Consider the following 14,100-nt stretch of genomic DNA (forward strand, 5'->3'; position numbering starts at 1 on the left):
ACCGCCTTCCGGGAATTTCCAAAACTAGCGTTCGATGGTGCCCGTACGGCGGATCTTCTTCTGCAGCATCAGGACGCCGTAAAGAAGGGCTTCGGCCGTCGGCGGGCACCCGGGGACATAGATGTCGACCGGGACGACGCGGTCACAGCCGCGCACGACCGAATAGGAAAAGTGATAATAGCCGCCGCCGTTGGCGCAGGACCCCATCGAGATCACGTAACGCGGCTCGGGCATCTGGTCGTAGACCTTGCGCAGCGCCGGCGCCATCTTGTTGGTCAGCGTACCGGCGACGATCATCACGTCCGACTGGCGCGGTGAGGCGCGCGGCGCGAAACCGAAGCGTTCGGCATCGTAGCGGGGCATCGACATCTGCATCATTTCGACGGCGCAGCAGGCCAGGCCGAAGGTCATCCACATCAGCGAGCCCGTGCGCGCCCACTGGATCAGATTGTCGGTGGAGGTGACGAGAAAGCCCTTGTCGGCCAACTCGTCATTGACTTCGAGGAAAAACGGATCGTCGGCGCCGACCGGCTTGCCGGTGTTCGGGTCGATGATGCCCTTCGGGCTTTCCGCGATGAGCGGACCGGATGTGGTGGTCAATCCCATTCCAGCGCTCCCTTTTTCCATTCATAGATAAAGCCGATCGTCAGGACGCCCAGGAAGACCATCATGGACCAGAAGCCGAACCAGCCCAGGTCGCCGAATTTAACGGCCCAGGGAAACAGGAAGGCGACTTCGAGGTCGAAGATGATGAACAGAATGGACACCAGATAGAAGCGGACATCGAATTTCATGCGCGCATCGTCAAAAGCGTTGAAGCCGCACTCGTAGGCGGACAGCTTCTCCGGATCCGGATTCTTGTAGGCAAGGAGAAACGGCGAGATCAAAAGCGCCAGACCTATTACCAGCGAGATCCCAATGAAGACGACGATGGGGATATATTCCCGCAGCAGCTCTTCCATTCTTTCGCGTCCTTAGCATTTTGAGGCCGGACCGGAGGATGGTCCAACCATCAGGGCCTTGCCGCATTGCTCCGGCATGGGAACACGCGTCGTAAGGGCCAGTCGGTCAGGTTTTAACCAACATGCGTCCGCACAGGTATCTCACGCTTTGGTGCAACGCAAGACCTCATGAGGCCAAACATTTGCCTTCATATCGCCGGATTGCCGGCAACCCTTCGCGATCCGCGCTTTTCAGCGGGGTTCGAGGTGGTCATTACCTTTGCAGAGGGGGCAGAAAAAATTCCACCGGAGCGCATTTGCTCCCGACTCAACACGTCAAATCTGCTTAATATTCAATTTTTTGCATATGTTTTAAGAGCTTAGCCGGCGGCCCGATACGACTCGTCCTTGCCGCCTTGAAAAGACCAAAGCGCGTTTAATTGCGGATCGTTAGCACCGCCGCGCGTCCACAGCAGACGGTCTCCGCAAGGCGGACCCGCGTGTCTGAATTTTTTTAAGATGGAAAAATTGGGAACCGTAAGTGGCGCGAGTGACGGGGCTCGAACCCGCGACCTCCGGCGTGACAGGCCGGCACTCTAACCAACTGAGCTACACCCGCACACGTTACGGTATTTTGAAGCGCCCTTCCCCCGTGTCCGTCAGGACCGTTTTGGGAAGTGGCGCGAGTGACGGGGCTCGAACCCGCGACCTCCGGCGTGACAGGCCGGCACTCTAACCAACTGAGCTACACCCGCTTGGAGCGAAACGACATGTTGTCGTTCCAAGGTGGCGCTGATGTACGGTGGCAGCGGATGGAAGTCAAGCACTCTGAAAGCGCTTATATGTCGTTTTTGCGAAACAAGCCGAAAGGCCAGCGCCAACGCTCCACCACCCGCCAGACCCGCTGTGGATAAACTTGAATGCAGACAGCGACTTGCAGGGCTCTGGTGAACCGTCTCTGAAACTGCGCAGCCCTACAAGCCTTATACTCCCGCTCTAAACAGGCATCGGCGTTCAGTCGGATGATAACCTTCGAGGAAAACCATCCGAACCCAATGGCTTCGCAAGGCCAAAGGCCGCCCAAGCCGATGCGAGGCCCCGACTGGAGCGAAGCGCCCTCGGCGCGGCAGCGTGAAGTCGGAGAATCCGAACCCGAAGGGTTCGCAAGGCCGACGGCCGCCCGAGCCGATGCGAAGCCCCGACTGGAGCGAAGCGCCCTTGGCGCGGCAGCGTGAAGTCGGAGAATCCGAACCCGAAGGGTTCGCAAGGCCGACGGCCGCCCGAGCCGATGCGAGGCCCCGACTGGAGCGAAGCGCCCTTGGCGCGGCAGCGTGAAGTCGGAGAATCCGAAACCGAAGGGTTCGCAAGGCCGACGGCCGCCCGAGCCGATGCGAGGCCCCGACTGGAGCGAAGCGCCCTTGGCGCGGCAGCGTGAAGTCGGAGAATCCGAAACCGAAGGGTTCGCAAGGCCGACGGCCGCCCGAGCCGATGCGAGGCCCCGACTGGAGCGAAGCGCCCTTGGCGCGGCAGCGTGAAGGTGAATAATGGTGGGCGATGAGAGACTCGAACTCCCGACATCCTCGGTGTAAACGAGGCGCTCTACCAACTGAGCTAATCGCCCTGAACCGCAACACTTGCGTCCGGAGAGCTGCCTTTTAGGAGCTTCGCGGCGACTTGGCAAGAGGACAGTCTGCGATTTCTCCCACGCTGTGGACGGCGGATGCGGCGCCCCTGTGCCTTGGAAGAAACCCGCCCCTCAAACGCAAAAAGCCCCACGCACCATTCCGGCGCGCAGGGCTTTCTGAAGGAAATCAGGATTAGCTGTTCACAGCGTCCTTGAGGCCCTTACCGGCCTTGAACTTCGGCGTCTTGGAAGCCGGGATCTGGATCGTGTCACCCGTGCGCGGGTTACGGCCTTCGGTCGCAGCGCGCTCAGAAACGGTGAAATTGCCGAAACCGATGATGCGCACTTCGCCACCGCTCTTGAGGGTCGTGGTGACAGCATCAAACGTTGCGTCAACAGCCTCGCCTGCCTGGGCCTTGGTGAGGCCGGTCTTTTCTGCGACTGCTGCGATCAGATCGTTCTTGTTCATAGTAGATACCTTTCTAAGAAACGGCGGTAAGCCAACGATTCCCGTCAGCGCCGTTGCCGGAAATTCGTGCGAAATGAGCCGGAACGCAAGCCATTTTTTCGCAGAAAACCGCCATTTTTGGTGATTATTCAAAAGAAAAGCCCCGGAGACCCCGGGGCTTTGCATTTTTGCAACGGTTTCAGGCGCGCTCAGTGCGCAACGACGCCTGCCGAATCATCGTCCGATCGGGCCGCTTTTGCGGCCGCATCGGCGGCTGCCTCGTCCCATTCGATGGGTTCCGGCAAGCGGACGAGAGCCGTTTTCAGCACCTCTTCCATGCTCGAGACCGGGATGATTTCCAGCGAGTTCTTCACCGAGTCCGGAATGTCCGCCAGATCCTTGGCATTGTCTTCCGGGATCATCACCGTCTTGATGCCGCCCCTGAGGGCTGCAAGCAGCTTCTCCTTCAGACCGCCGATCGGCAGGATCCGTCCGCGAAGGGTGATCTCGCCGGTCATGGCCACATCGCGGCGCACCGGAATACCGGTCAGCGTCGAGATGACGGCTGTCGCCATGGCGATACCGGCCGACGGACCGTCCTTCGGGGTTGCCCCCTCCGGAACGTGGACGTGGATGTCGCGCTTCTCGAACATCGGCGGTTCGATGCCGAAGTCGATCGCACGGGACCGCACGTAGGACGCAGCGGCGGAAATGGATTCCTTCATCACGTCTTTCAGGTTGCCCGTCACCGTCATCTTGCCCTTGCCGGGCATCATGACGCCTTCGATGGTGAGCAGCTCGCCGCCGACTTCCGTCCAGGCGAGACCGGTGACCACACCGACCTGATCCTCGAGTTCCGCCTCGCCGTAGCGATAGCGCGGCACGCCGAGATAGGATTCAACGACTTCCGTGGTGACGACAATCTTTTCCTTGTCGCTCATCAGGATGTCCTTGACCGCCTTACGGGCAAGGGTCGCCATTTCGCGTTCGAGGTTACGCACGCCCGCCTCACGGGTGTAGCGGCGCACAACGAAGCGCAGGGCCTCGTCCTCGATCGCAAACTCGCCCTCGCGCAGGCCGTGATCCTTTTCCGCCTTCGGCAGCAGGTGCCGGCGGCAGATCTCGATCTTCTCGTCCTCGGTGTAACCGGCAATACGGATCACCTCCATCCGGTCCATCAGCGGCGCCGGAATGTTGAGCGTATTGGCCGTGGTCACGAACATCACGTCCGACAGGTCGTATTCGACCTCCAGATAGTGATCCATGAACGAGGAGTTCTGTTCCGGATCCAGCACTTCCAGGAGCGCCGACGACGGATCGCCGCGGAAATCCATGCCCATCTTGTCGATCTCGTCGAGCAGGAACAAGGGATTGGATTTCTTGGCCTTCTTCATCGACTGGATGACCTTGCCGGGCATCGAGCCGATATAGGTCCGCCGGTGGCCGCGGATTTCCGCTTCGTCGCGAACGCCGCCGAGCGACATGCGCACGAACTCGCGTCCGGTCGCCTTGGCGATGGACTTGCCGAGCGAGGTCTTGCCGACGCCGGGAGGACCGACCAGGCAGAGGATCGGGCCCTTCAGCTTGTTCGCCCTCGCCTGGACGGCCAGGTATTCGACGATCCGCTCCTTGACCTTCTCCAGGCCATAGTGATCGGTGTCGAGCACCGTTTCGGCAAAGGCGAGATCGTGCTTGACCTTGCTCTTCTTGTTCCACGGAATGCCGACCAGCCAGTCGAGGTAGTTGCGCACGACGGTGGCTTCCGCCGACATCGGGCTCATCTGCTTGAGCTTCTTGATCTCCGCATTCGCCCGTTCGCGCGCTTCCTTGGAGAGCTTGGTCTTCTTGATCTTCTCTTCAAGTTCCGCGATTTCGTCGCGTCCGTCCTCGTTGTCGCCGAGTTCCTTCTGAATGGCCTTCATCTGCTCATTCAGATAGTACTCGCGCTGGGTCTTCTCCATCTGGCGCTTGACACGCGAACGGATCCGCTTTTCCACCTGCAGGACGGAAATCTCGCTTTCCATCATGCCGAGAACCCGTTCAAGGCGCTCGGAGATGGAATCGACGCCGAGGATTTCCTGCTTTTCCGGGATCTTGATCGCCAGATGCGAAGCGATCGTATCGGCGAGCTTGGAATAGTCGTCGATCTGGTTGACCGCGCCCAGAACTTCCGGCGACACCTTCTTGTTTAGCTTGACGTAGTTTTCGAACTCCGCCAGCACCGAGCGTGCCAGGGCCTCGATTTCCACGTCTTCGCCGTCGCGCTCCGGCAGGACCGTCGCGGTGGCTTCATAGTAGTCGCTGCGGTCGGTGTAGCCTTCGATGCGCGCCCGCGCGCCGCCCTCGACCAGCACCTTCACGGTGTTGTCGGGCAGTTTCAGGAGCTGCAACACCGTCGCCAGCGTGCCGACCTCGTAGATCTGGTCGGAATCGGGATCGTCATCCGCCGCATTCTTCTGGGTTGCGAGTAGGATGTGCTTGTCGGTGGTCATCACTTCCTCGAGCGCGCGAATGGACTTTTCGCGCCCGACGAACAGGGGGACGATCATATGCGGGAATACGACGATATCCCGCAAAGGGAGCACAGGATAGACGGCAGTTTCCGTCACGTCGAAAGAGCGGGTTTCAGCGTCGCTCATTATCATTCCTTTCTTTGCGCGCCGGCACCCCTTGATAAAGCGGTTGCTGGCACTGGAAGCCGGCATCGGACGACATCGCCCGTAAGAGCCGGACCGTTCCGTCCCGATGGGCCCGGACCCGGTCCGCATTGCCGGATTGGATCACCTATTAGGTGGACACCTGTCCCCGAAGTGTCAAGGCAGGTGGAACACTTGTAATCCAATCATTGTTGACGAATGCGCAACCGGTGGAAAAACGGCGCCACACGGGCCCGCGATCGCCCCTGGAGTACCTTGAAACGAAAAATGCCGCCCTGGCGGGCGGCATTTGAAATTCGCAGGCAGATCCGGCGGTTTATCCCGGATCAGGCACTGGTTGCGGAGGTTTCTTCCCGGTCTTCGTAGATGTAGAGCGGACGGGCCTTGCCTTCCACCACTTCCGGAGAGATCACCACTTCCTTGACGCCTTTGAGGCCCGGAAGCTCGTACATGGTGTCGAGGAGAATCGCCTCGAGAATCGACCGCAGGCCACGGGCGCCGGTTTTGCGCTCGATCGCCCGGCGCGCAATCGCCTTCAGGGCTTCCTCGTGGAAGGCGAGTTCCACGTTCTCCATCTCGAACAGACGCTGGTACTGTTTCACCAGAGCGTTCTTCGGCTCGGTGAGAATGGTGACCAGAGCGTCCTCGTCCAGGTCTTCCAGGGTCGCGATCACCGGCAAGCGGCCGACGAATTCCGGAATAAGACCGAACTTCAGGAGATCTTCCGGCTCCAGCTCGGAGAAGAGTTCGCCGATGCGGCGGTCTTCCGGCGCCGTCACCTTCGCCTTGAACCCGATCGAGGTCTTGGTGCCGCGGTCGGAGATGATCTTGTCGAGACCGGCAAAGGCGCCACCGCAGATGAACAGGATGTTGGTCGTGTCCACCTGGAGGAATTCCTGCTGCGGATGCTTGCGGCCGCCCTGCGGCGGAACCGAGGCAACCGTGCCTTCCATGATCTTCAAAAGCGCCTGCTGGACACCCTCGCCCGACACATCGCGGGTGATCGACGGATTGTCCGCCTTGCGGCTGATCTTGTCGACCTCATCGATGTAGACGATGCCGCGCTGCGCGCGTTCCACATTGTAGTCGGCGGACTGCAGCAGCTTCAGGATGATGTTCTCAACGTCCTCGCCGACGTAACCGGCTTCGGTCAACGTGGTGGCATCGGCCATGGTGAACGGCACATCTAGGATGCGCGCCAGGGTCTGGGCAAGAAGCGTCTTGCCGCAGCCGGTCGGGCCGACGAGCAGAATGTTGGACTTCGCCAGTTCCACGTCATTGTTCTTGGATGCGTGGTTGAGACGTTTGTAGTGGTTGTGGACCGCAACCGACAGGACCTTCTTTGCGCTGTTCTGGCCGATGACATAATCATCGAGCACATCGCGAATTTCCTGAGGCGTCGGGATTCCATCCCGAGATTTTACCAGCGAGGACTTGTTCTCCTCGCGGATGATATCCATGCACAGCTCGACACATTCATCGCAAATGAAAACAGTCGGGCCGGCGATCAGCTTGCGAACCTCATGCTGGCTCTTGCCGCAGAAGGAGCAGTAAAGCGTATTCTTGGAATCGCTGCCGCTGGCCTTTGTCATTTATTCAACCCCGCGTCTATTGGGAGGAACCGTCCTCCCCAAACTGCCCAGTTGCCGCCCAATTGTGGCGAAACTGGCTCGAAATTACCGCCCGGGAGCGTTTAAGTCCGTTTTTTCAGACTCCGATGTCATCATGCTTCGCCTGCAAAAATCAATATAGGTTTAAGGCGAAGGTAAAAAACGGCCCGTATTAGCGTCTTTCGGATGCCGGTCACCCGCCCGGCTTCCCGGGCGGAAGCACCGGAATACGCCTTATTTTTCCTCTTCGCTACTCAAGCTGGTGCGATCGGTGATCACACTATCCACAATGCCGAAGCTCTTTGCGGTTTCCGCCGTCATGAAGTTGTCGCGCTCCAGCGCCTCTTCGACTGCGTCCAGGCTCTGGCCCGTGTGCTTGACGTAGATATCGTTCAGCCGGCGCTTCATCGCCAGGATTTCCTGGGCATGGAGCATGATATCGGCCGCCTGCCCGCGGAACCCGCCGGAAGGCTGATGCACCATCACCCGCGCATTCGGCAGGATGAAGCGCATGTCCTTTTCGCCGGCCGCCAGCAGCAGCGAGCCCATGGAGGCCGCCTGGCCGATACACAGGGTCGACACCGGCGGACGGATGAACTGCATCGTATCGTAAATCGCAAGTCCGGACGTCACCAGGCCGCCGGGCGAATTGATGTAGAGAGCGATCTCCTTGGTCGGATTTTCCGCTTCCAGATAAAGAAGCTGCGCACTGACCAGGGTTGCCAGGTGATCCTCGACCGGACCGGTGAGGAAGATAATCCGCTCTTTGAGAAGACGCGAATAGATATCGAAGGCCCGCTCGCCCCGGTTGGTTTGCTCAACCACCATGGGCACGAGAGTGTTCATGTAGATGTCAACAGGATCCTTCATACCTTGTCCATATGCTGTGAGATGGTCCCGGCGACAAGGTCACCGGGTGGATACAGGCCACACGATACTCAGGCCTGTCTCGAAAAAAGCGACACCCCATACATAGGGGATGCCGCTCCATTCGAAAAGCCATTGCAGATGCGGCATGAAAGCAAAGTTAAAACCCTGCCGCATCCACCGATTTTTGCCTGAAAAGACCGCTTACGCCTCGTCTTCGTCCTCGGCCACGAGTTTTTCAAGCTCTTCCTTGGTGACCTTCTTGTCGGAAACCTTGGCGAGCTCGAGCATGAAGTCGACGACTTTTTCCTCGTAGATCGGCGCACGCAGCGACGCCAGGGCCTGCTGGTTGTTCTTGTAGAACTCGAACACCTGCTGTTCCTGGCCCGGGAACTGACGTACACGATCGTAAAGCGCGCGTTGCATTTCCTCGTCGGTCACCTGGATGTTGTTCTTTTCGCCGACTTCGGAAAGCACCAGGCCGAGACGCACCCGGCGTTCGGCGATCTTGCGGTAATCCGCCTTCGCCGCTTCTTCCGTCGTGCCTTCGTCCTCGAAGGTCTTTCCGTTGCGCTTCATGTCCTCTTCGACCTGGTTCCAGACCACGTCGAATTCGGAATTCAGGAGAGCTTCGGGAAGATCGAAGGAATAATGCTCGTCCAGCTTGTCGAGAAGCTGACGCTTGACCCGCTGACGGGTCATGGCGCCGAACTGGCTTTCGATCTGGCTGCGGACGATTTCCTTCAGCTTGTCGAGCGTTTCCAGGCCGAGGCCCTTGGCGAACTCGTCGTCGATCTTGGCTTCGCCGGGAGCAGCGACTTCCTTGACGACCACGTCGAAGGTCGCAGCCTTGCCGGCCAGATGTGCGGCCGGGTATTCTTCCGGGAAGGTCACTTCGACAACCTTTTCGTCACCGGCCTTGACGCCGATGAGCTGATCCTCGAAGCCCGGGATGAACTGGCCGGAGCCGAGCACCAGCTGGCCGTTTTCATCCGCACCGCCTTCGAACGGCTCGCCGTCGATCTTGCCCAGATAGGACATGGTCACCCGGTCGCCTTCCTTTGCCTTGCCCTTCTTTTCCTCGAACGGAACGTTGTTCTTGGCAATTTCGGCGATCTGGGTGTCGACTTCCTCGTCGGCAACGTCGACGACCGGGCGCTCGATGGAGATCTTGGAGAAATCCATGATCTCGAAGTCCGGCAGAAGATCGTAGCTCATGGTGAAGGAGAGATCCGCATCACCTGCGAGAATCTTCTCGGCTTCTTCGTCCGGAAGGTCGATGTTCGGGGTCAGCGCCGGGCGTTCGGAGCGGTCTTCGATGGCCTGCTGGCTGGTTTCCTGAATGGTGTTGCTCAGGATTTCGGCCATGGCCTGGCGACCGTACATCTTCTTCAGATGCGCAACCGGCACCTTGCCCGGACGAAAGCCTTTGATTTGCGCCTTGGACTTCAAATCTTCCATATAGGCGTCGAGCTTGGCAGCCAGATCACCAGCCGGAATGTCGATTTTCAGCTCTCGCTTGAGGCCCTCGGCGAGGGTTTCGGTTACCTGCATTGGTTCGTGCTTCGTCCTTGGTATGGAACGACCAGTTCCATTGTCGTGTTTGAAATTCCTGTCCGGCGTTCCCAGGAAAGCCCGGTCAGGGGCATCTCACTGAAACGCTCTCGCCCTTGGACATGGTGCGGGCGGAGGGACTTGAACCCCCACGGCTTGCGCCACCAGAACCTAAATCTGGCGTGTCTACCAGTTCCACCACGCCCGCAACGGCCGGTCCAGCCCGAAGCCAGGGCGCGGCCTCTATAGCACCGGGAATTTCCGCATCAAAGAGAAAATGACGTTTTTTCGTCATCTGCGGAGGTGGTTTTTTCCACAAGACGGGCAATCACGGGTTTCAGCGACGGGACAAGATCTTCCGCAGTCAGCGCCGCCCCGGCTTCATTGCCCGCTTCCGAATGCAGCCAGACGCCCATGGCGGCAGCCTCGAAGGGGGGGACCGACTGAGCCAGACAGGCGCAGATGATACCCGACAGAACATCGCCTGAGCCTGCGGTCGCCAGCCAGGGCGAAGCGTTGGCGTTGATCGCGGCCCTGCCGTCGGGCGCGGCGATCACCGTATCGGCGCCTTTCAGAACGATGACCGCCCGGCTTCTTGTCGCGGCAAGCCGGGCAGCCGTCAGCCGGTCCACGTCCGCCAGGTCGGGAAAAAGCCGGGCGAATTCTCCCCCATGCGGGGTCATGACCACCGGCTGTTCCCTTTCCCCGATCAGAAGAAACAGGTCTTGCGGCTCCTTTTCGAAACTGGTGAGCGCATCCGCATCGAGAACCGCCGCGCATTCGTGCTTCAGGATTTCCCCGACCGCGTCCCGGGTCGGGGCACCGACCCCGTATCCCGGCCCGATCAGGACCGCGTTCAGCCGCCTGTCGGACAAAAGCGCCCCGATCTCTTCGGCACCGGAGACGGGCCGGACCATAACCGCCGTCAGATGGGAAGCATAAACCAGGAGCGCGGACGGCGGACAGGCAAGCGTCACAAGCCCCGCCCCGGCACGCAGCGCAGCGCCTGCGGACAGACGGGACGCCCCGGTCGAGCGAACCGGACCGCCGAAGACCACGGCATGGCCGCGGCTGTATTTATGGCCTTCCGCCTGCGGCGGCTGCCAATTTGAACGCCACAGGGCGGGACAGTTTAAAAAGGTATCCGGTCGCACGGTGTCCAGAACATCCGGCCCGATGCCGATATCGCCGCAAACGGGATCGCCGCAACAGGCCCGTCCCGGGTAAAGGAGATGGCCGGGCTTCAGACGGAAAAAGGTAACGGATCGTGCAGCCCTGACCGCCGTGCCCATGACTTCGCCTGTCGCCCCGTTGATCCCGGTCGGCAGGTCAACACTCAGGACTTTTCGCCCCGATGCGTTGATATCCTTGACAATTTCAGCAAGAGGCCTGGAGAGTTCCCGATCCAGCCCCGCGCCCAAAAGAGCATCGATGACGAGATCCGCAGCGGCAAGCCGTGATCCGAGATTGATCTCGCCGATCAGCACGGGGACAAGTCCGCCCTCCCCCGAAATCATGTCCAGAAACGCCAGTCGGGCATCTCCGCCAAGGCTTTCCGGGTCCTTCAACAGCGCAACTTCGACGGCAAATCCGGCCTGTTTCAGCAAGCGCGCGGCAACAAAGCCGTCACCGCCATTGTTTCCCGGACCGCAAAGCACCAGCACGCGCGCGCCCTCGCCCGCCATTTCGGCGGCAGCGTCCGCCACATGCTTCCCTGCGTTTTCCATCAGGTCGCGGCCCGGGATGCCGGATGCTATCGTCAACCGGTCCGCCTCGCCCATTTGATCGGGCGTCAGAAGTTGCGGGTTACGGGCAGGACTCACATGGGCCAATGCAGCAAAGTCTCCGTTTTCACTTCAAGACCTGAGGTGACGAACCACAAGTACCCGCACCTTAGACAATTGAAAGCGGCCGATGGCAACAAACAGGACCTGGGGGTTCAAAAACGGCAACATGACGGAGGCGGCCGCCCGGTTGCGCGGCATGTGAGCTGACCCAATAAATGCAATTTGGATTATTAAATAGGCATATTGATTATTTTTTATGCATATACAGAATGCAGCGACGGACACAAGTCGAAGCGGGCATCGAAAAATGCTCTCTTTTTTGGCGATTTCCGGTACGGGAAACTTTTGGCCGCTTAAGGAAGAGAACTGGCACACATCATGCTTTATGCGCTATGCAACGGCCCATCGGCGTTCGTCGGAGGCCTGAGCGTGACGGTCCAGTACAAGGACTGCGCCAGATTTTCCGGCCAATAATTTTGGAGAGAGACAGAAGCTGATGAAAAAGATCGAGGCAATCATCAAGCCCTTCAAATTGGACGAGGTGAAGGAAGCTCTCCAGGAGGTCGGCCTCCAGGGCATTACTGTCACCGAAGCCAAAGGCTTCGGCCGTCAGAAAGGCCATACCGAACTCTACCGGGGTGCGGAATATGTCGTCGATTTTTTGCCCAAGGTGAAAGTCGAGATTGTGCTCCCCTCCGATATGGTGGAAAAGGCCGTCGAAGCCATTCGCTCTGCGGCCCAGACCGGGCGCATCGGCGACGGGAAAATCTTCGTGTCCAACATCGAGGAAGCGGTCCGGATCCGGACTGGCGAATCCGGCGTGGACGCCATCTAACCAACCCAGGCCCCAGGGCCTCCCTCTTTCGGTTCCGGCACCGCTTTGCAGCAAAGATAATCAAAGCCGTCCGGCACCGAGATCAAGCCAACCTGTTCACACGATAAATCAAGGGATGGACATAATGACCACTGCTTCCGAGGTCCTTAAGGAAATCAAAGAAAAGGACGTGAAGTTCGTCGACCTGCGCTTTACCGACCCGCGCGGCAAGATGCAGCACGTCACAATGGATGTGGCCCTCGTCGATGAAGACATGTTCGCTGAAGGCGTTGCCTTCGACGGTTCGTCCATCGCCGGCTGGAAGGCCATCAACGAGTCCGACATGATGCTGATCCTCGATCCGGAATCGGCCCACATGGACCCGTTCTTTGCACAGTCCACCATGGCGATCTTCTGCGACATCGTCGACCCGATCACCGGCGAAGCCTACAACCGCGACCCGCGCATGACCGCCAAGAAGGCGGAAGCCTATGTGAAGTCCGGCGGTTTCGGCGACACCATCTTTGTCGGTCCGGAAGCGGAATTCTTCCTCTTCGACGACGTCCGGTTCACCGCCGACCCCTATGACACCGGCTTCCAGCTCGACAGCGTCGAACTGCCGTCGAACATGGGTTCAGAATACGACACCGGCAACCTCGGCCACCGTCCGCGCACCAAGGGCGGTTACTTCCCGGTTCCGCCGATCGACAGCGCCCAGGACATTCGCTCCGAAATGCTGTCCGTCATGGCCGACATGGGCGTCTCAACTGAAAAGCACCACCACGAAGTGGCCGCAGCCCAGCACGAACTCGGCATGAAGTTCAACAAGCTGACCACGTGCGCCGACCACATGCAGATCTACAAGTATGTGGTCCATCAGGTCGCCCATGCTTACGGCAAGACCTCGACCTTCATGCCGAAGCCGGTCTTCGGCGACAACGGCACCGGCATGCACTGCCACCTGTCGATCTGGAACGAAGGCTCACCGGTCTTCGCGGGCAACCAGTATGCGGACCTCTCCGAGACCTGTCTGTATTTCATCGGCGGCATCCTGAAGCACGCCAAGTCCCTGAACGCCTTCACCAACCCGTCGACCAACTCCTACAAGCGTCTGGTCCCGGGCTATGAAGCTCCGGTTCTGCTGGCTTACTCCTCGCGTAACCGCTCGGCATCCTGCCGTATTCCGTTCTCGTCCAACCCCAAGGCAAAGCGTGTGGAAGTCCGCTTCCCGGATCCGTCCGCGAACCCGTACCTCTGCTTCTCCGCCCTGCTGATGGCCGGTCTTGATGGTATCAAGAACAAGATCCATCCGGGCGACGCCATGGACAAGAACCTCTACGATCTGCCGGCTGAAGAACTGGCCGAGATCCCGACCGTCTGCCGGACGCTCCGCGAGGCCATGGAATCCCTGGACGCCGACCGCGATTACCTGAAGGCCGGCGGCGTGTTCGACGACGACCAGATCGACGCTTACATCGAACTGAAGATGGAAGAAGTCGAGCGTTACGAAATGACGCCGCATCCGGTCGAATTCGACATGTACTACTCCGTCTGATCCTTCCGACGGATGGAAACGGAAAGGCCGGGCATCAGCCCGGCCTCAGACTGCTGACAAACCCGTCGTTTTCGGCGGGTTTGTTTTTTTGGCTTTGGTTTTGTGGCGCTTGTCCGCGTTTTTGCGTTTGGTCCTTTACGCGCTGGTCTTTGTCACGCGGGAGCTTGTTTCGGAGCTTTGGTGAGTGCCATTGCGATCTTTTTGATGTTTTGGGCAGTGGCGGCGAGTAGGCACTGCACTTGT

At 59.4% G+C, this 14,100-nt stretch carries 10 protein-coding genes and 4 tRNA genes; 2 read left to right on the forward strand and 12 right to left on the reverse strand.

The annotated features are described in order from the left end of the window. Window positions 1-24 precede the first annotated feature (24 nt). From HK439_RS21740 to HK439_RS21795, 12 genes are all read right to left on the reverse strand, one after another. Window positions 25-606, reverse strand: a complete 582-nt coding sequence (locus HK439_RS21740; protein WP_190293591.1) for a NuoB/complex I 20 kDa subunit family protein — start codon at window positions 604-606, stop codon at window positions 25-27. Further along, window positions 597-962, reverse strand: a complete 366-nt coding sequence (locus HK439_RS21745) for an NADH-quinone oxidoreductase subunit A (RefSeq protein ID WP_190293592.1) — start codon at window positions 960-962, stop codon at window positions 597-599. The genes HK439_RS21740 and HK439_RS21745 overlap by 10 nt, the downstream gene beginning before the upstream one ends. 521 nt (window positions 963-1,483) lie before the next feature. Beyond that, window positions 1,484-1,560 (reverse strand) — tRNA-Asp (locus HK439_RS21750). A 59-nt stretch (window positions 1,561-1,619) separates the two neighbouring features. Beyond that, window positions 1,620-1,696 (reverse strand) — tRNA-Asp (locus tag HK439_RS21755). Between the two features lie 790 nt (window positions 1,697-2,486). Further along, a tRNA-Val gene (locus HK439_RS21760) sits at window positions 2,487-2,562 on the reverse strand. Between the two features lie 196 nt (window positions 2,563-2,758). Continuing rightward, on the reverse strand, window positions 2,759-3,034 hold the full coding sequence (locus tag HK439_RS21765) for an HU family DNA-binding protein (RefSeq protein WP_190293593.1): 276 nt from the start codon (window positions 3,032-3,034) through the stop codon (window positions 2,759-2,761). 188 nt (window positions 3,035-3,222) lie between these two features. Further along, a complete protein-coding gene (gene lon, locus HK439_RS21770; protein ID WP_190293594.1) occupies window positions 3,223-5,652 on the reverse strand; it encodes an endopeptidase La in 2,430 nt (809 codons plus the stop codon). Between the two features lie 344 nt (window positions 5,653-5,996). Continuing rightward, a complete protein-coding gene (gene clpX, locus HK439_RS21775; protein ID WP_190293595.1) occupies window positions 5,997-7,262 on the reverse strand; it encodes an ATP-dependent Clp protease ATP-binding subunit ClpX in 1,266 nt (421 codons plus the stop codon). 252 nt (window positions 7,263-7,514) lie between these two features. Then, window positions 7,515-8,150 (reverse strand): ATP-dependent Clp protease proteolytic subunit, encoded by a 636-nt coding sequence (locus HK439_RS21780; protein WP_190293596.1) that lies wholly within the window; start codon window positions 8,148-8,150, stop codon window positions 7,515-7,517. A gap of 201 nt (window positions 8,151-8,351) precedes the next feature. After that, complete coding sequence (gene tig, locus HK439_RS21785; protein ID WP_190293597.1) at window positions 8,352-9,701, reverse strand: trigger factor; 1,350 nt, start codon at window positions 9,699-9,701, stop codon at window positions 8,352-8,354. A gap of 123 nt (window positions 9,702-9,824) precedes the next feature. Then, window positions 9,825-9,909: transfer RNA gene (locus tag HK439_RS21790), tRNA-Leu, on the reverse strand. A 58-nt stretch (window positions 9,910-9,967) separates the two neighbouring features. Further along, window positions 9,968-11,482: an NAD(P)H-hydrate dehydratase gene (locus HK439_RS21795; protein ID WP_190293601.1), complete on the reverse strand. Its 1,515-nt coding sequence runs from the start codon at window positions 11,480-11,482 to the stop codon at window positions 9,968-9,970. 502 nt (window positions 11,483-11,984) lie between these two features. Here HK439_RS21795 and HK439_RS21800 point away from each other — a divergent pair. Next, the gene (locus HK439_RS21800; RefSeq protein ID WP_190293598.1) at window positions 11,985-12,323 is read left to right on the forward strand and encodes a P-II family nitrogen regulator; all 339 of its coding nucleotides are present in this window, start codon (window positions 11,985-11,987) and stop codon (window positions 12,321-12,323) included. Window positions 12,324-12,447: 124 nt separating this feature from the next. Next, window positions 12,448-13,857 carry a type I glutamate--ammonia ligase gene (gene glnA, locus HK439_RS21805; protein WP_190293599.1) on the forward strand — a complete coding sequence of 470 codons (1,410 nt, stop codon included), beginning with the start codon at window positions 12,448-12,450 and terminating at the stop codon, window positions 13,855-13,857. Window positions 13,858-14,100: the final 243 nt, after the last annotated feature.

It is taken from the genome of Roseibium aggregatum, from assembly GCF_014692675.1.
In the GTDB taxonomy this organism is placed as follows: domain Bacteria; phylum Pseudomonadota; class Alphaproteobacteria; order Rhizobiales; family Stappiaceae; genus Roseibium; species Roseibium aggregatum_C.

What these genes read in the sequence shown, in the direction of transcription:
- HK439_RS21740 (WP_190293591.1), bottom strand. Translation starts at nt 606, where the DNA reads ATGGGATTGACCACCACATCCGGTCCGCTCATCGCGGAAAGCCCGAAG.
- HK439_RS21745 (WP_190293592.1), bottom strand. Translation starts at nt 962, where the DNA reads ATGGAAGAGCTGCTGCGGGAATATATCCCCATCGTCGTCTTCATTGGG.
- HK439_RS21765 (WP_190293593.1), bottom strand. Translation starts at nt 3,034, where the DNA reads ATGAACAAGAACGATCTGATCGCAGCAGTCGCAGAAAAGACCGGCCTC.
- lon (WP_190293594.1), bottom strand. Translation starts at nt 5,652, where the DNA reads ATGAGCGACGCTGAAACCCGCTCTTTCGACGTGACGGAAACTGCCGTC.
- clpX (WP_190293595.1), bottom strand. Translation starts at nt 7,262, where the DNA reads ATGACAAAGGCCAGCGGCAGCGATTCCAAGAATACGCTTTACTGCTCC.
- HK439_RS21780 (WP_190293596.1), bottom strand. Translation starts at nt 8,150, where the DNA reads ATGAAGGATCCTGTTGACATCTACATGAACACTCTCGTGCCCATGGTG.
- tig (WP_190293597.1), bottom strand. Translation starts at nt 9,701, where the DNA reads ATGCAGGTAACCGAAACCCTCGCCGAGGGCCTCAAGCGAGAGCTGAAA.
- HK439_RS21795 (WP_190293601.1), bottom strand. Translation starts at nt 11,482, where the DNA reads ATGGGCGAGGCGGACCGGTTGACGATAGCATCCGGCATCCCGGGCCGC.
- HK439_RS21800 (WP_190293598.1), top strand. Translation starts at nt 11,985, where the DNA reads ATGAAAAAGATCGAGGCAATCATCAAGCCCTTCAAATTGGACGAGGTG.
- glnA (WP_190293599.1), top strand. Translation starts at nt 12,448, where the DNA reads ATGACCACTGCTTCCGAGGTCCTTAAGGAAATCAAAGAAAAGGACGTG.